The 18477-nt window shown below is 62.3% G+C and carries 17 protein-coding genes; 11 read left to right on the forward strand and 6 right to left on the reverse strand.

Annotated elements, in window-relative coordinates; genetic code table 11:
* The first annotated feature begins 173 nt into the window (after positions 1-173).
* Positions 174-1283 carry a histidinol-phosphate transaminase gene (gene hisC, locus ACFJIU_RS29495; protein WP_379065996.1) on the forward strand — a complete coding sequence of 370 codons (1110 nt, stop codon included), beginning with the start codon at positions 174-176 and terminating at the stop codon, positions 1281-1283.
* Between the two features lie 4 nt (positions 1284-1287).
* A complete protein-coding gene (locus ACFJIU_RS29500; RefSeq protein WP_379065998.1) occupies positions 1288-2220 on the forward strand; it encodes a prephenate/arogenate dehydrogenase family protein in 933 nt (310 codons plus the stop codon).
* Between the two features lie 81 nt (positions 2221-2301).
* On the opposite strand, the gene ACFJIU_RS29505 is transcribed toward ACFJIU_RS29500, so the two are convergent.
* Positions 2302-3300: a DUF2125 domain-containing protein gene (locus ACFJIU_RS29505; RefSeq protein ID WP_379065999.1), complete on the reverse strand. Its 999-nt coding sequence runs from the start codon at positions 3298-3300 to the stop codon at positions 2302-2304.
* A 195-nt stretch (positions 3301-3495) separates the two neighbouring features.
* Between ACFJIU_RS29505 and ACFJIU_RS29510 the strand changes: the two genes are divergently transcribed.
* Together ACFJIU_RS29510 and ACFJIU_RS29515 are read left to right on the forward strand one after the other, a co-directional pair.
* Positions 3496-4050, forward strand: a complete 555-nt coding sequence (locus ACFJIU_RS29510; protein ID WP_379066001.1) for a gamma-glutamylcyclotransferase — start codon at positions 3496-3498, stop codon at positions 4048-4050.
* A 152-nt stretch (positions 4051-4202) separates the two neighbouring features.
* Positions 4203-5153, forward strand: a complete 951-nt coding sequence (locus ACFJIU_RS29515; protein ID WP_379066003.1) for an aldo/keto reductase — start codon at positions 4203-4205, stop codon at positions 5151-5153.
* Between the two features lie 136 nt (positions 5154-5289).
* On the opposite strand, the gene ACFJIU_RS29520 is transcribed toward ACFJIU_RS29515, so the two are convergent.
* The 3 genes from ACFJIU_RS29520 to ACFJIU_RS29530 form a co-directional block, all read right to left on the reverse strand.
* Positions 5290-5655: a response regulator gene (locus ACFJIU_RS29520; RefSeq protein WP_379066005.1), complete on the reverse strand. Its 366-nt coding sequence runs from the start codon at positions 5653-5655 to the stop codon at positions 5290-5292.
* 84 nt (positions 5656-5739) lie between these two features.
* Positions 5740-6282 carry a hypoxanthine phosphoribosyltransferase gene (gene hpt, locus ACFJIU_RS29525; protein WP_129412831.1) on the reverse strand — a complete coding sequence of 181 codons (543 nt, stop codon included), beginning with the start codon at positions 6280-6282 and terminating at the stop codon, positions 5740-5742.
* 43 nt (positions 6283-6325) lie between these two features.
* Positions 6326-6973: a hypothetical protein gene (locus tag ACFJIU_RS29530; RefSeq protein ID WP_379066006.1), complete on the reverse strand. Its 648-nt coding sequence runs from the start codon at positions 6971-6973 to the stop codon at positions 6326-6328.
* 190 nt (positions 6974-7163) lie between these two features.
* On the opposite strand from ACFJIU_RS29530, the gene ftsE reads away from it, so the two are divergent.
* The 3 genes from ftsE to ACFJIU_RS29545 all read left to right on the forward strand — a co-directional run bounded on the left by ftsE (position 7164) and on the right by ACFJIU_RS29545 (position 9597).
* Entirely contained in the window at positions 7164-7823 is a 660-nt protein-coding gene (gene ftsE / locus ACFJIU_RS29535; RefSeq protein WP_379066007.1) for a cell division ATP-binding protein FtsE, read from the forward strand.
* Positions 7816-8808, forward strand: coding sequence for a cell division protein FtsX (locus tag ACFJIU_RS29540; protein ID WP_379066008.1), 993 nt, complete (start codon positions 7816-7818; stop codon positions 8806-8808). The genes ftsE and ACFJIU_RS29540 overlap by 8 nt, the downstream gene beginning before the upstream one ends.
* Before the next feature lie 120 nt (positions 8809-8928).
* Positions 8929-9597: a YdcF family protein gene (locus ACFJIU_RS29545; protein ID WP_379073267.1), complete on the forward strand. Its 669-nt coding sequence runs from the start codon at positions 8929-8931 to the stop codon at positions 9595-9597.
* 22 nt (positions 9598-9619) lie between these two features.
* Here the strand turns inward: ACFJIU_RS29545 and ACFJIU_RS29550 are convergent, their stop codons facing one another.
* On the reverse strand, positions 9620-10240 hold the full coding sequence (locus ACFJIU_RS29550) for a pyridoxamine 5'-phosphate oxidase family protein (RefSeq protein WP_379066009.1): 621 nt from the start codon (positions 10238-10240) through the stop codon (positions 9620-9622).
* A 150-nt stretch (positions 10241-10390) separates the two neighbouring features.
* Between ACFJIU_RS29550 and ACFJIU_RS29555 the strand changes: the two genes are divergently transcribed.
* Together ACFJIU_RS29555 and ACFJIU_RS29560 are read left to right on the forward strand one after the other, a co-directional pair.
* Complete coding sequence (locus tag ACFJIU_RS29555) at positions 10391-11296, forward strand: LysR substrate-binding domain-containing protein (protein ID WP_379073268.1); 906 nt, start codon at positions 10391-10393, stop codon at positions 11294-11296.
* Positions 11297-11461: 165 nt separating this feature from the next.
* The gene (locus tag ACFJIU_RS29560; protein WP_379066011.1) at positions 11462-12256 is read left to right on the forward strand and encodes a lysophospholipid acyltransferase family protein; all 795 of its coding nucleotides are present in this window, start codon (positions 11462-11464) and stop codon (positions 12254-12256) included.
* 27 nt (positions 12257-12283) lie between these two features.
* Here ACFJIU_RS29560 and ACFJIU_RS29565 read toward each other — a convergent pair whose 3' ends face one another.
* Entirely contained in the window at positions 12284-14860 is a 2577-nt protein-coding gene (locus ACFJIU_RS29565) for a TIGR02302 family protein (protein WP_379066013.1), read from the reverse strand.
* A 236-nt stretch (positions 14861-15096) separates the two neighbouring features.
* On the opposite strand from ACFJIU_RS29565, the gene ACFJIU_RS29570 reads away from it, so the two are divergent.
* Both ACFJIU_RS29570 and ACFJIU_RS29575 read left to right on the forward strand, forming a co-directional pair.
* Positions 15097-17211, forward strand: coding sequence for a TonB-dependent siderophore receptor (locus tag ACFJIU_RS29570; protein ID WP_379066015.1), 2115 nt, complete (start codon positions 15097-15099; stop codon positions 17209-17211).
* Positions 17211-18425, forward strand: a complete 1215-nt coding sequence (locus tag ACFJIU_RS29575) for an MFS transporter (protein ID WP_379066017.1) — start codon at positions 17211-17213, stop codon at positions 18423-18425. The genes ACFJIU_RS29570 and ACFJIU_RS29575 overlap by 1 nt, the downstream gene beginning before the upstream one ends.
* Positions 18426-18477: the final 52 nt, after the last annotated feature.

The raw sequence follows: 18477 nt of genomic DNA on the forward strand, positions 1-18477 counted from the left end.
TTTTCCTCGACAAGCGGCGGTGCGGGCGGTATTTCCGCCACTGGAGCATTTTTGTAGCCAGGTGGAATCACGTGGCGTCACAAAAATACCTCGAAAACAAAAACTTAAAGCGTTTCCGCGAAACGGAAACGCTCTGGCCTCCGGCCGGAGGCATCAATCACGGACCTTTCGACATGACCAAGGCAACCGACCTGCTTCGCCCGCAACCCCGCGCCGGTATCATGGATATCGAGGCGTATGTGCCGGGCAAGGGCGTCGCGCATGGTGTCGCCAAAGTCCATAAACTCTCGGCCAATGAAAATCCGCTCGGACCCTCTCCGAAAGCAGTCGAGGCAGCGCAGGAGGCTGCAGCCGGATTGGAACGTTATCCGGACGGCCAGGCGACCAGACTGCGCCAGGCAATCGCCGATGCGCACGGGCTCAACATTGCCAACATCCAGTGTTTCAACGGTTCCGATGAGGCGCTCGGCCTGCTGGCGCGCATCTATCTCGGCGCGGGCGACGAGGCGATCTACACCGAGCACGGCTTCCTGGCCTACCGGATATTTATCCTCGCAGCTGGTGCAACGCCGGTGGTGGCAAAGGAGGCCGACGAGCGCGTCGACGTCGACGCCATCCTTGCGGCCGTGACGCCGCGCACCAGGATGGTATTCCTGGCCAATCCGAACAATCCGACCGGCACCTATATTCCCTTCGGAGAGGTGCGACGCCTGCATGCCGGTCTGCCGAAGAACGTGCTTCTGGTGCTGGATGCGGCTTATGCCGAGTTCGTGCGCCGCAATGACTACGAAGCGGGCGTCGAACTGGTCGCGGGCAACGAGAATGTCGTGATGACACGCACCTTTTCCAAGGTGCATGGGCTCGGCGGCGCGCGTATCGGCTGGTCCTATGCACCAGCGCATGTGGTCGATGCGCTCGAGCGTGTCCGCGATCCCTTCAACGTCAGTGCCACCGCCATTGCGGCAGGCGAAGCCGCGATACGCGACCGCGGCCATGTCGAGCGCTCGGTGCACCATGTCGAGACGTGGGTGGCGTGGCTGACTGAAGAACTGACCCGGCTCGGCCTGCGGGTGACACCGAGCGTCGGCAACTTCATCCTGATCCATTTCCCGGATGACAGCAGACATTCCGCGCCGGAAGCGGACGGGTATCTGAGTGAGCGAGGCTATATCCTGCGGCGCGTTGCCGGCTACGGTTTTCCCAACGCGCTGCGGATGACGGTCGGAACCGAAGAAGCCAATCGCGGCGTGGTCGCCACACTTACCGAATTCCTGAAAAGCTGAAAAAATGTCCGAACCCATGTTTGAAAAGATCGCCCTCATCGGCATCGGCCTGATCGGTTCTTCGCTGGCGCGCGTGGTGCGCCGGGAAGGACTTGCCCGCCACATTGCCGTCTCCACCCGCCGTCCGGAGACGTTGAAACGTGCGGAGGAGCTGAAGCTCGGCGACAGCTACACGACCGATGCGAAGGTGGCGGTGCGCGACGCCGATCTTGTCATCGTCTCGGTACCGGTGGGCGCTTCCGGTGCCGTTGCCGAGGAGATCGCACCGGCGCTGAAGAAGGGCGCCATCCTGACCGATGTCGGCTCCACCAAGCAGTCGGTGGTCGCGCAGATGTCGCCTTTCGTGCCGGAGGGCGTGCATTTCATTCCCGGCCATCCGCTGGCTGGTACCGAGAATTCCGGTCCTGACGCCGGTTTTCCGGACCTGTTCGACAACCGCTGGTGCATCTTCACGCCGCTGCCGGATACCGATCCAAAAGCGCTGGAGACATTGTCGGAATTCTGGCGTCGCTGTGGTTCGAACATCGACACGATGACGCCCGAGCATCACGACATGACGCTGGCCATCGTTTCGCATCTGCCGCATATCATCGCCTACAACATCGTCGGTACGGCCGACGATCTGGCCAATGTGACGAAGTCCGAGGTCATCAAGTATTCGGCCTCGGGTTTCCGCGACTTCACACGCCTCGCCGCCTCGGACCCGACCATGTGGCGGGACGTGTGCCTGCACAACAAGGATGCCATCCTGGAGATGCTTGCGCGCTTCTCGGAGGATCTTTCCTCGCTGCAAAGGGCGATCCGCTGGGGCGACGGCGACAAGCTGTTCGACCTGTTCACGCGCACCCGCGCCATCCGCCGCTCGATCATCCAGGCCGGCCAGGATATCGATGTTCCCGACTTCGGGCGCCAGGTGGTGGAGCATCCGGGCAAATGAGTAGGGGAATAGGACAATAAGGGAGCAGGGGGATAAGTTACGCTATTGCGTGGCCACTCCCTGGTGGCAGTACCTACTGCCCTATTCCACCGGCTTGATCATCCCGAGCGGGATGAAGCCGAGCGAAGCGCGGCCCTTTACCACCTTCAGTGGCATCGTCGGTTCGTTGCCGAGCATGGAAAGGGCAGCGAAACCCTGCCGGATCTGGTTTGCCTGTTCCGGGATCGCCGTGGCGAGGATGGCCGCCACCGCTTTCGGGTTCTGCAGCTTGATGTTGAGGGTGGCGTCGATCAGACCGTCGGCGTCGACCGCGATAGGGCCTGCAAGGACGATGCGGGCTTCGCCGGAAGACAATTCGAGGTTCCTGATCTCGGCGGATTGACCGCGCAGGCTTTTTGGCGGTGCGCCGAGCAGGGGAATGCCATTCTTGACCGTGGCGTCACCCTTGCCGCTGAAGGGCGGGAGCACCCGGCCGCCAATGGTGTGAGCGTCGATTTCCAGGTCGGTGAAATCATGAGTCAGCACAAGATCCTGGCCGTTGGGGCTGGCCGCCGCGGTGAGCTGGCCGACACTGAACAGCTGGACGGGATCGGTCTCATCGGTCGGGTCGGTCTGGCCGTTGAAGCCCTCCGCCGTCACCGAAATGCGGCTGGGCAGGGGCCACCACAGATGTCCGCTGATGTCCAGCTGGTCCCAGTCGATCCACAGCGGCGGCATGTCGGGCACAGAGGTGCGCAACGGTCCGTCGAGATTGACATTCGGCGTCAGCGGCTGGGCGAGGCTTGCCGTGGCGATCATGCCGCCGGCGGCCGCTGCAACGTTCCTGGCATCATCCTGATAGGCGAGCCCGTCGCAGGTGACCACGAAACGCATGGGGTAGCCGCTGACGGTCAGATTGGCGCAGTCGGCGTTGATCCCCTTGGCGGCAAGGGCGGCAACAGTGTTCGTCGCGTCGCTTCTGACGCGTGCGGCCAGCCAGTACCAGCCCGCACTGTAGAGACCGAACAGGACGAGCGAGGCCAGGATCAGCCGGGGCAGCCAGCGCCGACGTTTTGGCTTGGTCTGGTCACTTGACGTCATGCTGTGGCCCTCGATAACGCAGAAAGAACCGGAATGACCATCCCGGTCGAAGTGATTTGGTGCGGACGACTATGCCTGCTTAAGGCGGGAATGCGATGAAAATGAAACGGCATTCCGCCCTGTCTGTTTGCTTGTCGCATGATCTTTGTCCAAAAGGTCTGCGACCTTTTGGGATCACGCTTTAGGCTTGGCGATATGGGCGATTTTTGGGTTTTTGGCTACGGTTCGCTGATCTGGCGGCCCGGTTTCGCGCATGTCGAAACGCAAAGGGCGCGCCTGCACGGCTATCGACGCTCGCTCTGCGTCTATTCCTTCGTGCATCGCGGCACCCGCGAAAGGCCTGGGCTGGTGCTCGGGCTCGACCGTGGCGGTTCCTGCATCGGGCTGGCCTTCCGGGTGCCCGGCGAATTGCGTGACGAGGTTATCGCCTATCTGCGCGAGCGTGAACTGGTCACCAACGTCTACCTCGAACGCTGGGTGAAGGTGGCTCTGGAGGACGGCCGCATGGCGGATGCGGTGACCTATGTCGCCGACCGTGGCCATGAGCAATATGCCGGCGCACTCGAGGAAGCGGAGGCCGCTGCCGTCGTGCGCGGCGCCGTCGGCCAGTCGGGTGTCAACGAAGACTACGTTCTCAATACCATCCAGCATCTCGAGGCGCTCGGCATCCGCGACCGCTGGCTGGAAGAGGTGGCGCGGCGGATCGTCCCGCCTGAAAACGCTTCTGGCCCATTGAACCCTGCGCGCTAATCCCTAGCTTCCTGCGGGGACCGGCGCCCCCGCCGGCATTAGAGCGGTTCCGTTCTTACGGAAACGCGGAAACGCTCTAAGTTTGTTTTCGCCGCATTCTTGTAACGCCAGGTGATTCCACCTGGCTACAAAATGCCCTAGGGAGACCCATCTTGGATAGACGTCTGCTCGGTCGTACCGACCTCGAAATCGCGCCGCTCGTGCTGGGCGGCAACGTGTTTGGCTGGACCGTCGACGAAAAGACGTCCTTCGATCTGCTGGACCGTTTCGTCGACGGCGGGCTCAACACCATTGATACCGCGAATGTTTATTCGCGCTGGGTGCCCGGCAACAAGGGCGGCGAGTCGGAGACCATCATCGGCAAGTGGATGAAGGCGCGGGGCAATCGCGAGAAGGTGGTCGTCATCACCAAGGTCGGCGCGGATATGGGGCAGGGCAAGAGGGACCTTTCCGCTGGCCACATCGAACGGGCGGTGGAAGATTCGTTGAGGCGCCTGCGGACCGACGTCATCGACCTCTATCTTTCGCACTGGCCGGATCCGAGTGTGCCTTACGAGGAGACGCTCGGCGCCTACCAGACCCTTCTCGCCAAGGGCAAGGTTCGCCATATCGGCTGCTCGAACCTCGACGCGGGCCAGTTGCGGGCGGCGCTGGATGTCGCCAAGCTGCGCAATCTGCCGCGCTACGAAGTGCTGCAGCCGGAATACAATCTCTATGATCGTGCGTCCTATGACGGTCCTCTGCGCGACCTTTGCATGGCGGAGGGACTCGGCGTGATCACCTATTTCAGCCTCGCCAAAGGGTTCCTGTCGGGCAAATATCGCAGCAAGGCCGATCTCGGCAAAAGTGCCGCGCGCGGCGAGGATGTGGAGGCTTATCTCAACAGGCGCGGCATGCGCATTCTGGCAGCGCTTGATGCCGTCGCCGGGCGACACGCGGCCAAGCCAGCAGAAGTCGCGCTCGCCTGGGTGATCGCACGGCAGGGCGTGACGGCGCCGATCGCCAGCGCGACCACGTCGGAACAGATGGCAAGCCTGGTACGCGCCGCCTCGCTTCGGCTCACGCAGGCGGATATCGAAGAACTGGACAAGGCGAGCGCTTAGCTCGCCTTGAGATGGCTGGAGCAATTCCAGGAAAACTGCGTAGCGGTTTTCCGTCCGGAATTGCGTGAAAACTAAAAGTTAGAGCGTTTCCGCGTTTCCGTAAAAAACGGAAACGCTCTAGTGGCAGCGGGCGCGGTCAGGCCGCCAGCGCACGACCGACGCGGTCGCGGATTTCAGCCAGGGTGAAGGGCTTCTGCACGACGTCCAGGATGATGCCGTTCAACTCGTCCGCTCGCTCGCGCTGGTCGGCATAGCCGGTCACCAGCATGATCTTGAGCGCAGGGAAAGCGGCGGCTGCCGCCTTGGCCATTTCGATGCCGTCCATCTCCGGCATGCGGATATCCGAGACGATGAGGTCGTAATTGCCATTGGCGGCATGGATGCTTTCCAGCCCCTGCGCGCCATCGGCGGCGACGTCGATATTGTAGCCTGCGCGTTCAAGCGCGCGGGCAGCCAGGGTGCGGACGGATTCATCGTCCTCGACGATCAGGAGCTTTGTCATGCGCAGAGATTTGCCCTGCAAACGTTGACGTTTTCTGAAAGTCGAAGGCGCTTCCGATTTCTTTTCAAAGCGTCGAGGCGAGTCTCAGACGTCGCCTTTCACGACCCCGACGAAGGGCAGTTCACGGAATGCGTGGCCGACATCCATGCCGTAGCCGACGACAAAATAATCCGGGCAGTCGAAGCCGACATAGTCTGCATTGAGATCCGTCTGGCGCCGCATGCGCTTGTCGAGCAGCACTGCGACGGAACAGCTCCTGGCGCCGCGCGACAGCATCAGTTCGCGGGTGAACTTCAGCGTCTTGCCGGATTCCAGGATGTCGTCGATCAAAAGCACGTCGCGGCCGGCGACCTCATTGTCGATGTCGCGCAGCACGCGCACCTGGCCGCTTTCGGTTCCGGCGCCATAGCTGGAAATGAAGATGAACTCGACCTCCGGCGACAGGCCGGCGTCGTGCATGGCACGAATCAGGTCGGCCGCGAAAATGAAGGAGCCCTTCAGCACCGAGATGACCAGAAGGTCGTGATAATCGTGGGCTGCGATTTCCTTGGCTAGTTCCAGATTGCGACGCGCGATTGCCGACGCCGAAAACAGAACCTCGATATCCTTGCCGCGCACAACTGGCATGAAGATCCTTTCTGGGAATGCGCGGGACAGCCGCAGCCGTCGCTTATCGCGCGAAGGTGACCGAGACGGCCGTTACACCGTTTCTAGGCACGTCGAGGCGGCTGGAAAAGGCAAATCTTTCGCCAGGCGGCAAGGTGCGGCCGGATGTCCCCAGGCCATAGCGGGTGATACGGCCATCGTTGCCCGTCACGCGGATCTCCAGCGGCGGCAGTTCGGCCGCTTCCATGCCATCGTTTCCGGCTTCGCCATCGACCAGAAGCACGGGCCTGTGTCCGCTGCTGTCGACGCGCGAACTCACGCCGGAAATGCTGAGCGCGGTGGTCGCCTTGTCGTCAGGGCCGAAGAACGCATTTTCGTGGAACAAGGCGTGACCTCCGGAGACCCAGAAGGCCAACATGGCAATTGCAACACCGCCGCTCCAGAACAACGGCCCGCCTGCTGACGCATCGCGCATCTCAGGCACAGTTTCGCCCTTGCGAAGCATGCCCATGCCGTCAAGCAAGGGCGCCTGCTCAACCGCTTCCACAGGGGCTTGCGGTGGCGGTCTGTCGAACTGGGTGGGAGAATCAGGACCAAGCACGATGAAATCGGCGTCGACCACATCCGCGGCCACGGCGCTGCCGTTGCGAGCCGATGAGGCCGCCGTCATGATTTCGCCGGAAACCGGGCGTGCCGTGCCGTGATCGGCCATGCCTTGATATGGTTGCCTCTGTTCGCCCTCTGTTTCCATTCCGTAGACAAAAATGGTTAATGCTTCCCGACCGAAATCGATTTACAGCGACAGCCGATGCCGAAATTAACCGGCGGTTAACCATGCCGGTCAATGGTCGTTTCACAGATACGGGCGGACTGCCGCCAAACACAGTTCCAGGTCGCCGCACGTGATCCGCTTCGAAAATGTCGGCCTCCGCTACGGCATGGGTCCGGAGATTCTCCGTGACATCACCTTGCATGTTCCGGAGCGCTCCTTCCAATTCCTCAGCGGGCCCTCCGGTGCCGGCAAGACGACCTTGCTGCGCCTTCTGTTCCTGTCGCTGAAGCCGACACGCGGATTGATCACGGTGTTCGGCAAGGATCGCGCGCGCATCACGCGCGAAGAGCTGCCGCATCTGCGCCGCCGTATCGGCGTGGTGTTCCAGGATTTCCGCCTGCTGGACCATATGACGACCTATGAGAACGTGGCGTTGCCCCTGCGCGTGCGTGGCCGTGAGGAATCGAGCTACCGCACCGACGTCGTCGAACTTCTGAAGTGGGTCGGTCTTGGCGACCGCATGCACGTGCTGCCGCCAGTCCTCTCCGGCGGTGAGAAGCAGCGTGCGGCGATCGCGCGCGCGCTGATCGAGCAGCCGCAGATCCTGCTTGCCGATGAACCGACGGGCAATGTCGATCCGCAACTGGCGCGTCGGCTGCTCCGGCTGTTCATAGAACTGAATCGCCTCGGCACAGCCGTCGTGATCGCCACCCACGATCTTGCTCTGATGGATCAGGTCGATGCCCGGCGACTGATCCTGTCGGGAGGAAGGCTGGACATCTATGACTGAGATGACGGCCGATCACGAAGAGGAAGAGGGCGAGATCCATCGCGCCGAGGCGCCCCAGCGCGCGCAGCGCAAGATGGCGCCCATCGTGCCGGCGCAGAACATCGCTGGACGCGCGCTGGTGTTCGTCATCGCCATCATGACCTTCCTGTCCTGCCTCACCTTTGGTGGCGTCACCCTGGTGCGGAGCACGGCTGCGGTGTGGGAGAATCAGATTTCGCGCGAGGCGACGATCCAGATCAAGCCGGTCGACGGTCTCGACATGGAAGCGACGCTCGCCAGCGCCGCGGAGATCGCCGCCAAGTTCCCGGGTGTCGAAGGGACCAGCATCATCGATCGTGACGCCACAGCGCGATTGCTGGCGCCCTGGCTGGGCAGCGGGCTCAACATCGACGAACTGCCGGTGCCGCGCCTTGTCGTCGTCACCATCGACGAGAACAATCCTCCCAATTTCACAGCCATGCGCGAGGCGTTGACCAATACGATCGCCAGCGCCTCGCTGGACGATCACCGCACCTGGGTCGACCGTCTGGTCGCCATGGCGCGCACGACGGTGACCATAGGCATGCTGGTCCTGGTCCTGATGTTGTCGGCGACCGTGCTGACGGTGGTATTCGCCACGCGCGGCGCCATGGCTGGCAATGGCCACATCATCGAGGTTTTGCATTTCGTCGGTGCGGAAGCGCGGTTCATTGCCCGCCAGTTTCGGCAGCAGTTCCTTGTCACCGGCATGAAGGGTGCGGCGGCGGGTGGTGTCGCGGCGATCGTCGTGTTCCTGGTTTTCTCCTTCTGGGCCTCGCGCAACATGGCGACGCCGCAGGCCGACCAGGCTGTTGCGCTGTTCGGCAGCTTTGCCATCGGCTGGGCCGGATATCTCGGTGTCATCCTGATGGTGCTGGTGATCGGCGCGCTGACTGCGGCCACATCCCATGCCACGGTGATCGCCTATCTCAGCGATCTCGATACACGCCAGACCGACGGTGGCTGACGGAGGGCGGCGATGACGCAGTGCGGCCCTGAAATCAGTTCGCGGGAAGGTGCTTTCTCCTACCAAAGGCCGCAATTCCGCACTAATCATGGAGCCATGAAAAGTCGCGATTCTGCCGATATGGCCGAAGCCGCGCCGGACACGTTTCGCGTGTCGCGCGGCGCATCCCGGCTGCGGCGTGTCGTGCGCAATATCGGCCTGCTCGCGCTGGTCGCAATCGCCTTCTATCTCCTGGGCTTCGGCTGGTTCGCCAGCCATGTCAGCCGGTTGACCACACCGGCTGATCCCGAGCCGGCTGACGCCATCATCGTGCTGACCGGTGGCCAATCGCGGCTCGACGCGGCCATCGGCCTGCTGGAATCCGGCAAGGGCGCACGTCTCTTGATCAGTGGTGTGCATCCGACCGCCAGCCGCAAGCAACTGCAGAGAGCAACCAAGGGCGACACGCAGCTGTTTTCCTGCTGCATCGACATTGACCGTGCGGCGCTCGACACGATCGGCAATGCCGAAGAAAGCGCCAAATGGGTCCAGACCCATGGCTACAACCGCATCATCCTAGTCACCAACAACTACCACATGCCGCGCAGCCTTCTGGAAATGGGCCGGTTGCTGCAGGGTGCCAGGCTGGTGCCCTATCCGGTGGTCAACAGCAACCTCGACAACGGCGGCTGGTTGATCAAGCCGGGCGCCTTCCGGGTGCTCTTCACCGAATACAACAAATATCTGCTGGCGCTCGGCCGTGTCGTCCTGCCGATCCGGCCGGCTTTCGCCAGCCATGCGGGTGATTGACGCCTGAGCTCTCCCGGTGACGCTATTTCGGGGTTTCCGCGCGCAATCTGGCGATTTCGGCTTCCAGAACAGCGATGCGTTTGTCGCGTTCACCCAGGATAGCGGCCACGTCGCTCGCGTCGAAACGCTGGGGAATATGCTGCGGGCAATTCGCATCCCATGTCGACACGGTGAACAGGATGATCTGTTCGGGACGTGCCTTGTAGTCGGGAGGCATGAGCCGGGTCAGGAGTTCGGGATCGTTCTCGACGACACGGGCCTCGCCCCAGATCTTGATGCGCTGCCGCATCATGTAATCGATCAGGAAGAGAAAGGCCTTGCCGTTATCGGCCAGGTTGCCCTGTGAAATGAACTGCCGGTTGCCCGAAAAGTCGGCGAAGCCGATGGTGCGATGGTCCAGCACATGCAGGAAGCCCGCCGGCCCACCGCGATGCTGGATGTAGGGCTGGCCTTCTCCATTGGCCGTAGCAAGGAAGATGCTGGTCTGGGCAGCGATGAAGGCGGCGAGGTCGGGCGTGATATCCTGGTTCCAGCCGCGTTCCTCCGACCGGGCATAGGCCTGCCGTGACCCCTTGCGGCGCTGGATCGCCTTTACCGTGGGGGTGAAGGCGACATCGCTTGCATAGATGTGTGAACCGGCCATTGCGGTCTCCTTCCTGATGCTCTTGGCAAAAGCGCGCAAAACGCCCCGGCATTGGAATGCCGACGGCAAATCCTCCGGAAAGTGGTATCTTTCGCATTCCAGAAGTAGACACCGTTGTTGGAAGGCATTGTTCCGGATATTGGAAGAATGATGGATCGACTGGGTTCGATGGCGTTGTTCGTGACTGTGGCTGAAGCCGGCAGCCTGTCGGCAGCTGGCCGCGTTCTTGGCATGCCTCTGGCGACCGTCAGCCGCAAGCTTTCCGATCTCGAAAAGTACCTTGGAACACGGTTGCTCAATCGCTCCACCCGCCGGCTAGAGCTTACCGAAGCGGGGCGCACCTATCTCGCTGCCTGCCGCCGCATCCTCGAAGAGATCGAGGAGGCCGAACAGTCCGCCGCCGGAGAATACAGCCAGGCGCGCGGCGAACTGGTGGTGACCGCGCCCATCGTTTTCGGCCGCCTTCATGTGCTGCCGGTGGTGGTGGATTTCCTTGCCACTTATCCGGAGGTCGACATCAGGTTGACGCAGTCCGACACGTTGCGGCGGCTTGTCGAGGAGCATATCGACCTTGCGGTGCGTATCGGACACTTGCCGGATTCCAGTATGGTCGCGGTCAGGGTGGGGGCGATCCGCCGCGTCGCCTGCGCCAGCTCGACCTATCTCCAGGCTCATGGCGAACCCCGGACGTTGCAGGAGCTGAGCAGCCATCACTGCGTGACCGTGGAGCGTCTGGCGCTGCCGGCGGCGTGGACATTCATGGAGGGTCAAAAGGAGATCGCCGTGCCGGTGCGGTCGCGGCTGACGATCAACACGGCCGAAGCTGCCATCGACGCGGCGACCGCCGGCGTGGGCATCGCCAGGGTGCTCTCCTATCAGGTGGCGGACGCGGTGCGCACAGGGGCGTTGAAGCTGATCCTGGAGGATTTCGAACCCGAACCCTGGCCGGTCAGCCTTGTCCATGCCGGACGTGGCTTGCTGCCGCTCAAACTGCGCGCTTTCCTGGATTTCGCGGCGCCACGGCTGAAGGCCCGCCTGGCAGGGCTCGGCATCTGAAGACCGACAAGCTTCGTTTCATCTGCATGACCGTTGTTCACAAGAGCCCGCAGCTTCCGGCTTCGCCGACCTTTGGTTTGCGCCCACGCCTGGCAAACCGTGCTGTCATTCCTTTTTGCGCATTCATGGTGTAACGAACACGCGCTTCCTCATCAGGCTTCCCGAATGCTCTACATCCGCTCGCTGGCGTTCAACTTCGTCTTCTACCTCAGCCTCATCGTTCAGATGATCCTGTGGACACCCTATTATTTCCTGTCGCCGCGCGCTCGCGCCTGGTTCGTGCCGAAGTTCTGGTCGCGCACCAGCATGTGGCTCTACAAGGTCATTGGCGGGACCGACAGCGAGATCACGGGCACGGAAAACCTGCCTGAGGGTTCCTTCATCCTGGCGCCCAAGCACCAGTCTTTCTGGGACACCATAGCGTTCTTCCCTTATCTCAACGATCCGCTCTACATCCTGAAGCGTGAGCTGACCTGGATACCCTTCTTCGGCTGGTACATCATGAAGATGCGTATGATCCCGGTCGATCGCGGCAGCCGCTCGAAAGCACTGAAGGCCGTTATTGCCGCCACCAGGGCGGAACTGGCTCGCAATCCGCGCCAGTTGATCATCTATCCCGAAGGCACGCGTCGCGCGCCGGGTGACGAGCCCGCCTACAAATACGGTATCGTCGAACTTTATTCGCAGCTCGGCGTGCCTGTCGTGCCGGTCGCCCATGTCGCCGGTCTTTACTGGCCGCGCCGCAAATTCCTGCGCTTTCCGGGCACGATCAAGGCACGCTTCCTGCCGCCCATCCCGCCGGGCCTGGACAGGGAAGAATTCATGCGCCGTCTGATCGACGAGACGGAAACAGCCTGCGACGAATTCCTGATCGAAGCAGCGAGGTCGGACAACCCGCCGCAACTGCCGCCAACCGCCATCAAGCGTCTGGCCGAACTGGGTGTTGCCGCCAAAGGCTGATCGCTCGGCCGTTGGCCGAGATTGCGCCTATTTGAGGTTGAGCAACCGCTCCAGATAACTGCGCTCGATGTCCGGGCTCAGCGCATTGCCGAGGCGTTTGCGGATCGCGTCCAATATCTCGCGGGCGCGTTGCATATCGATCTGGTCGGGAACCTTCACCGAGCTGTTTTCGTCCGGGCCATCGGACCTCGTCGGCCTGTCGAGCGGATCGCGGCTGCTGCCGCGATCACGACGACTTTGGGCGTTGCCGTCGTCGCCTTGCATCGCCTGCAATTGCTGCATCATGTCTTTGGCGCCGCGTCGCAGCGCCTCCAGGGCACGACCTTGCTGTCCGACGGCCGCGCCGCTCTCGCCGCCGCCCAGGGATTGTTCCGCATCGCCCATGGACCGGCCGGCTTCGCCGAAGCCTTCGTTCGGCTCCATGCCCATGCCTTCCAGATCCTTCTTCAGCTTGTCCAGATCGTTCTTGAGTTTGCCTTGGCCTTCCTGCAATTGTTTCAGCGCATCGGCGAATTCTTCCGGTGTCATCGGCTTGTCGCCACCGGCACCGTTCTGCTGGCCTTCATTGCTGTCAGGTCGCCGCTGGCCCTGCTGGCCGGGCATCTCCTGGTCGGTCCCTTCCTCACCATCCTGCCTGCGCTGCTGGCGGTCGGTACGATAGGTCTCGTTCATCATCTCCTGCTGGCGACGCATGATCTCGCCGAGCTTGTCCATCTGCTGGCGCATTTCGCTGTTCTGCTGGCCCTGGTTCTGGCGGCGGGCCGTGCGCAGATTGTTCATCATGTCCTGCAACTCGGACAGCAGTTGCTGTGCCTTGTCGCGATCGCCGGATTTCGCCAGATCCTCGATCTGGTCCATCATGCGCTTGAGGTCGTTTTCACTGAGGACGCGTGCATCGTCGGGCAGCGGCTGCTCCTTGCCCTGCGGATTGCGTTGCGCCAGTTCGCGCATGAAATCGGCCATTGCCTGGCGCAGCTCCTTCATGAGCTTGTCGATCTCCTCGTCGCTGGCGCCATTCTGCAGCGCGTCCTGCAGGGCCTGCTGCGCCTGACGCAGCCGCTTCTCGGCGTTCGACAGGCTGCCATTCTCAATGCCGAGCGCCAGGTCCCACAGATAGGAGACGACACCACGCAACTCGTCATCGGTGCCGGCAAGTTTCAGCCGGCTGCGGGCGCTCATCAATCCAAGGTAGTTCGACATGGAATCGAACGTGTCCTCCGGACGGAGCGTGATTGCATCCATCAGGTCGAGGACCCGCGGCCTGGCGTTGGCGTCGAGCGCAAGCAGCCGGCGCTGCTCGATGACGGCCCGCGCGAGCGGATTGGCGAAGGGTCTTTCCGGTAGTGTCCAGGTCTTGGTCTCACTGCGGGCGGTCTGGCCGGCGCCGTCCGTCGCCTCCAGCGTCACCTTCACGCTGGCACCCGCCCAGACATGCTCGGTCAGGTCCTTGGTGGTGCGTGCCGCGTTGTTCTTGGCGCCGCGCCGCGGCAGTGCCAGCGGCATCTCGGGTGCGCCGTAGAGCGGGCGCGCATCTGGCGCCTGCTGTTCGGCCAGCTTGAACTCCGCAAGTGCTTTTGCCGGACCATAGTCGTCGTCGATCTGGTAGTTGATTTCCGCGGTGCCGTTGGCAGCGCGGCGCGGTTCGCCGGCGAAGCGGATCTGTGGCGCAACATCCGGAGTTACGGCGAATGCCCAACGCCCCAGCTCATCATTGCCGGATTTCAGCACAAGCGCACCGTCCGTGATGAGCTTGCCGTTGAACTGGTGCACCGCATTCGCCGGCGCGGGATTGCTGGCGGCGGCGTCCGTCTTGGCCGGGGCATCGGCCTTGATCTCGCGGCTGCTGCCGCTTGCCTCGTAGACAACCGTTTCGTCATTCGCGCCGCCGGTGATGCGCACGGTCACGTCACTGCCTTGTGGCACCGTGAAAGTCCCGTCCTTGCGGGTGGCGTCGGTACTCAGGAAGATCGGCGGCTTGCCCGTGTAGCCGGGCGGTGTCACCCAGGCGTCGATGCGCGGCGGCACGGCATCACGCGTGCCTGCGGCGCTGAATGCATCGCTGATGCGGCCGCCCTGCGGGCCATAAGAAAACGCCAGGGAAACCACCAGCAGCAGGGCGACAACCGCGCGAACAGCCCAGGGGTCACGTCGGGCTACACCCGTGGAGGGGAGGTCGGTGCCCAGCGAACCAAGCCTGGCAGCCATGCGCTTCTGATGCTCGCGCCACAGCGCCTGCGCAAACTCACCGGCTTCGCCGCCAGGCCTATCGGTCTGGACGCGCAACGGGCTGTGAAGCAGCGCATTGGCAGCCTCGATACGGGTGTCGATCTCGGATGCCGTCGGCAGGCAGAAGAAACGCAACGGATAAAGTGCGGCAAGCGCTGCGCCACCGAACACGGCGACAACGGCAAAACGGGCCATATCCGGCAGTCGCGCGAACAGGCCGAGCCAGGTCACGGACAGGAACAATGCGACAACGAGCAGGAAAGGCAGGAGCAGCGGCCAGCCGCGTTCCACCACCATGACGGCACGCGTCGCCAGCCTGCTGGCAGCCAGCCGCGCCGCCAGGTTGCGCTCGGTGCCGGATGTGGGTCGCTCTGTCATCGGCTCTCCGGAAAGCCGGCCAGAATGGCGCGGCCTCACGATTCAAAATCATAGCAGCAAACACGGCAAAGGCGAGGCGGCATCGCGAAAAGCCCGTTCACGTTGTCGTCCGCTTCAGCTTGGGCCGTGGCACTATCGCCACACGATAAAAATGCGATCGCAAAATTCACAGACTATACTTGACTCAAATAGTCATATTTGTGAGGCGGGACTGCACTCGAAAAAAGGAGACAAGCATGGGGTCGCAGTCACTGGTTCGCCGGCTCGAGATCTTAGCGCTCGGAAGCGCGCTCTGGCTCTTGCCGTTGTCAGCTGCGGAAGCCCAGGACGGCAATGGTACCCTGCTTGAGAAAATCACCCTCGAATCAGAGAGTGGCGACACGCTGAAACAGAATGGCTACGTCGCCAAACAGGACCGCGACGGCACGAAGGTCGATACGCCGATCGTGCAGATCCCGCAGGCGATCACCGTCATCACGCAAGACCAGATCGAAGACCAGAAGCCGCGGTCACTCAATGAGGCGCTCAACTACACGGCGAGCGCCAACCCCAACGCCTATGGTTCCGACAGCCGCTACGATGCCTTTTTCCTGCGTGGCTTCCAGGCCTACTACAACGGCATGTTCCGCGATGGACTGCGCCAGTACAACGGCCCATCGGCCTGGTTCAAGACCGAGCCGTATGGCATCGAAGGTGTCACCATCCTGAAGGGGCCTGCGTCTTCACTCTATGGCGTCAGCGGCCCAGGTGGCATCGTCAACGTCATCACCAAGCGCCCCAAGGACGAGAATTTCCGCGAGATCGAAGTGCTCGGAGGCGAATACAATCGCTACCAGGGCGCGTTTGACATCACCGGCCCGGCGAACGAAGACAAGACCCTGCTTTATCGCTTCACCGGTCTTGCCCGCAAAAGCGGGACGGAATTGCCGGGCTATCCCGACGACAAGGCCTATTTTGCGCCGGCCTTTACCTTCAAGCCCGATGAAGACACCAAACTCACCATCCTCGGCGAGCTGTCGCGCTCCGTCACCGGCGGCACGGCGTCCTTCTACAATCCTTCCTATGGCGTGCGTTCCGATCTCTATGAAGGCGACCCCGCCTGGAACGATTTCCGTCAGAACCAGGGCCGTGTCGGCTACGAGTTCGAACACCGTTTCAACGATCTGCTCACGGTGCGGCAGAACCTTCGCTACAACGCCGTCGACACCGACATGGAATACAGCCTTCATTACGCGCCGGCACCAAACCAGCCGCTGAAGAGGTATTGGGGGCATTATCGCGAAGACATGAAGAACTTCGTCGTCGACAACATGGCGCAGTTCACCTTCGACACCGGGCCAATCAAACACGCCGCCGTTGCCGGTCTTGACTACAGCTGGGCGCAATATGGCTCCCACAGTGCGGTCTCATATGTCTCGGCCGCGGACATCGCCAAACAGCCGGTGCCCTTCACGCGGGGACAGGAACTGAACCAGACCGGCGCCTATCTGCATGACCAGATGGAATGGAACAACTTCACCCTGTTCGCCTCGGGCCGCTATGACTGGGTTGATACCGCTTCCACGGATGCCGAGTACAACAGGACAAAACAGCGCGACCGCGATTTCTCCTGGCGGCTCGGCCTGTCCTACCGCACGGACTGGGGCATCATTCCCTATGCGAATTACTCGACCTCGTTCTCGCCCAATATCGGCTACGTCTACGACCCTGTGAGCAACATCCGCCGCGTGGCGCGAGCGACCACGGCCGAGCAGATGGAAGTCGGCGTCAAATATGAGATTCCCGACACCAACGCGGTGCTCAGTGCCGCCTATTTCGATATCAGCCAGAAGGACGGCCTCGTCTATGACGGCACCTTTGACGACCAGGGCAACCAGCGCCAGCGCCAGCTCGATCTCAATTCGCGCGGCATCGAGCTGGAAGCAAATGCGTCCTTCGACAATGGTTTTGGTCTGATCGCCTCCTACACGCATCTGCGCATGAAGATCGAAAAGGGTGCCGCCGGCACGATCGGCAAGGAGTTGTCGGCGACGCCGAACGACGTGCTGGCGCTTTGGGGCAACTACAAGTTCGAGGCGGATGCCCTGGCCGGGCTCGGTCTCGGCGCCGGTATCCGCTATTCCAGCGAAAGCTACGGCGACGACACCAACAGCTTCAGGAACGCCGCACGCACCTATGTCGATGCCGCGCTGTCCTACGACTTCGGCTATCGCAACCCGGAGATGCAGGGCCTGACGCTGCAGGTGAACGCCAAGAACCTGTTCAACAAGCAGGGCACCGTCTGCCAGGCCGGCAACTGCTATCGCGACGAAGGTCGCTCCGTGTTCGGCAGCATGAGGTATCGGTTCTGATGCACGGCGGCGTTTCGAGGAAAGCGGCATCACCGTTCGCCGTGCTGACGGCGGTTGGCGGGCTTTACATTGCCCAGAGCGTGATCGGCGGCGTTACCTGGATCGGTCTTCCTGCCATCATGCGCAGCGAAGGCGTGCCGCTCGATCGCATTGGGCTGGTTTCGCTGATCGTGCTGCCCTGGGCGTTGAAGTTCCTGTGGTCGCCGGCGGTGGAGCGTTATCGCCTGCCGGCGAACGGCCGCAATCGTACAGCCACGATCGTGCTGGTCGGCGGCCTTGTTTCAGCAATCGGCCTGTTCGCGGTCGGCGCGATCGGCCCGGCGGCCGTCCTGCCGGTGCTTGCCTTAATGATCATCGTCGCGTTTGCAGCTTCCACGGTCGACATCGCCTGCGACGGCTATGCGGTGCAGAGCCTTGCCAAGGAGTATCACGGCTGGGGCAATGCCGCGCAGGTCGGCGGCGCCTATCTGGGGTCGGCGCTTGGCGGAGGGCTGTTTTTGATGCTCGTCGATGTGTCCGGCTGGCAGATCGGCATCTGGGCGATGGCCGCGCTGCTGCTGTTGCTCGGCCTGCCGTTCCTGTTCGCGCCGACGCCGATCCTGCCGGAGGAAGCGCACGGGCACGTGCCGTCACTGCTCACCGCGCTCAAGCGGCCGGAAATCCGGCGCGGCCTCGCGGCGGCGGCGATCTATGTGATCGCCCAGAAGGTGGCTCTCGGCATGTTGGGGCCGTTCCTGATCGACGCAGGGCTCGACCTGACCGCCGTGGGATTGATCAATGGCATCGGCTCGATGTTTGTCGGTGTCGCGGCTGCCCTTCTTGGCGGGGCCCTGGTGAAATCCTGGGGCATGCGCAACGTACTCGTTCTGGCGCTGGCGCTGCAGGCGGCGGGCCTGTTCTTCTTCGCCTGCTACAATCTGATCGGCGGCATCCCGCAACCCGTGCTGATTGTCGTGGCAATCTTCGCTTCGTCGGGTGTCATGGCGCTCGGCTTCGTGGCACTTTATGCGCAGTTCATGCGCTGGTCGGATCCGAAGCAGGCCGGCGTGGACTTCACCTTGTTCCAGTGTATGGACGCACTGGTCGGCATGGCCGGCGGCATGATTGCCGGCTACGCCGCGCAACATTTCGGCTACGGCATCTTCTTTGCCGCCGCCGGCGTCATTGCGCTGGCGGCAATTCCGGCGATTTCCCTGGTTTCCGACCGGCATTGAGGCGAGGCCAGGGCAACTACAGCAAACGTGCGTTGCGGTTTTGCGTCAAAAA

Source organism: Mesorhizobium sp. UC74_2, from assembly GCF_042701485.1.
Lineage (GTDB): Bacteria > Pseudomonadota > Alphaproteobacteria > Rhizobiales > Rhizobiaceae > Mesorhizobium.

What these genes read in the sequence shown, in the direction of transcription:
- hisC (WP_379065996.1), top strand. Translation starts at nt 174, where the DNA reads ATGACCAAGGCAACCGACCTGCTTCGCCCGCAACCCCGCGCCGGTATC.
- ACFJIU_RS29500 (WP_379065998.1), top strand. Translation starts at nt 1,288, where the DNA reads ATGTCCGAACCCATGTTTGAAAAGATCGCCCTCATCGGCATCGGCCTG.
- ACFJIU_RS29505 (WP_379065999.1), bottom strand. Translation starts at nt 3,300, where the DNA reads ATGACGTCAAGTGACCAGACCAAGCCAAAACGTCGGCGCTGGCTGCCC.
- ACFJIU_RS29510 (WP_379066001.1), top strand. Translation starts at nt 3,496, where the DNA reads ATGGGCGATTTTTGGGTTTTTGGCTACGGTTCGCTGATCTGGCGGCCC.
- ACFJIU_RS29520 (WP_379066005.1), bottom strand. Translation starts at nt 5,655, where the DNA reads ATGACAAAGCTCCTGATCGTCGAGGACGATGAATCCGTCCGCACCCTG.
- hpt (WP_129412831.1), bottom strand. Translation starts at nt 6,282, where the DNA reads ATGCCAGTTGTGCGCGGCAAGGATATCGAGGTTCTGTTTTCGGCGTCG.
- ACFJIU_RS29530 (WP_379066006.1), bottom strand. Translation starts at nt 6,973, where the DNA reads ATGGCCGATCACGGCACGGCACGCCCGGTTTCCGGCGAAATCATGACG.
- ACFJIU_RS29540 (WP_379066008.1), top strand. Translation starts at nt 7,816, where the DNA reads ATGACTGAGATGACGGCCGATCACGAAGAGGAAGAGGGCGAGATCCAT.
- ACFJIU_RS29545 (WP_379073267.1), top strand. Translation starts at nt 8,929, where the DNA reads ATGGCCGAAGCCGCGCCGGACACGTTTCGCGTGTCGCGCGGCGCATCC.
- ACFJIU_RS29550 (WP_379066009.1), bottom strand. Translation starts at nt 10,240, where the DNA reads ATGGCCGGTTCACACATCTATGCAAGCGATGTCGCCTTCACCCCCACG.
- ACFJIU_RS29555 (WP_379073268.1), top strand. Translation starts at nt 10,391, where the DNA reads ATGGATCGACTGGGTTCGATGGCGTTGTTCGTGACTGTGGCTGAAGCC.
- ACFJIU_RS29560 (WP_379066011.1), top strand. Translation starts at nt 11,462, where the DNA reads ATGCTCTACATCCGCTCGCTGGCGTTCAACTTCGTCTTCTACCTCAGC.
- ACFJIU_RS29565 (WP_379066013.1), bottom strand. Translation starts at nt 14,860, where the DNA reads ATGACAGAGCGACCCACATCCGGCACCGAGCGCAACCTGGCGGCGCGG.
- ACFJIU_RS29570 (WP_379066015.1), top strand. Translation starts at nt 15,097, where the DNA reads ATGGGGTCGCAGTCACTGGTTCGCCGGCTCGAGATCTTAGCGCTCGGA.
- ACFJIU_RS29575 (WP_379066017.1), top strand. Translation starts at nt 17,211, where the DNA reads ATGCACGGCGGCGTTTCGAGGAAAGCGGCATCACCGTTCGCCGTGCTG.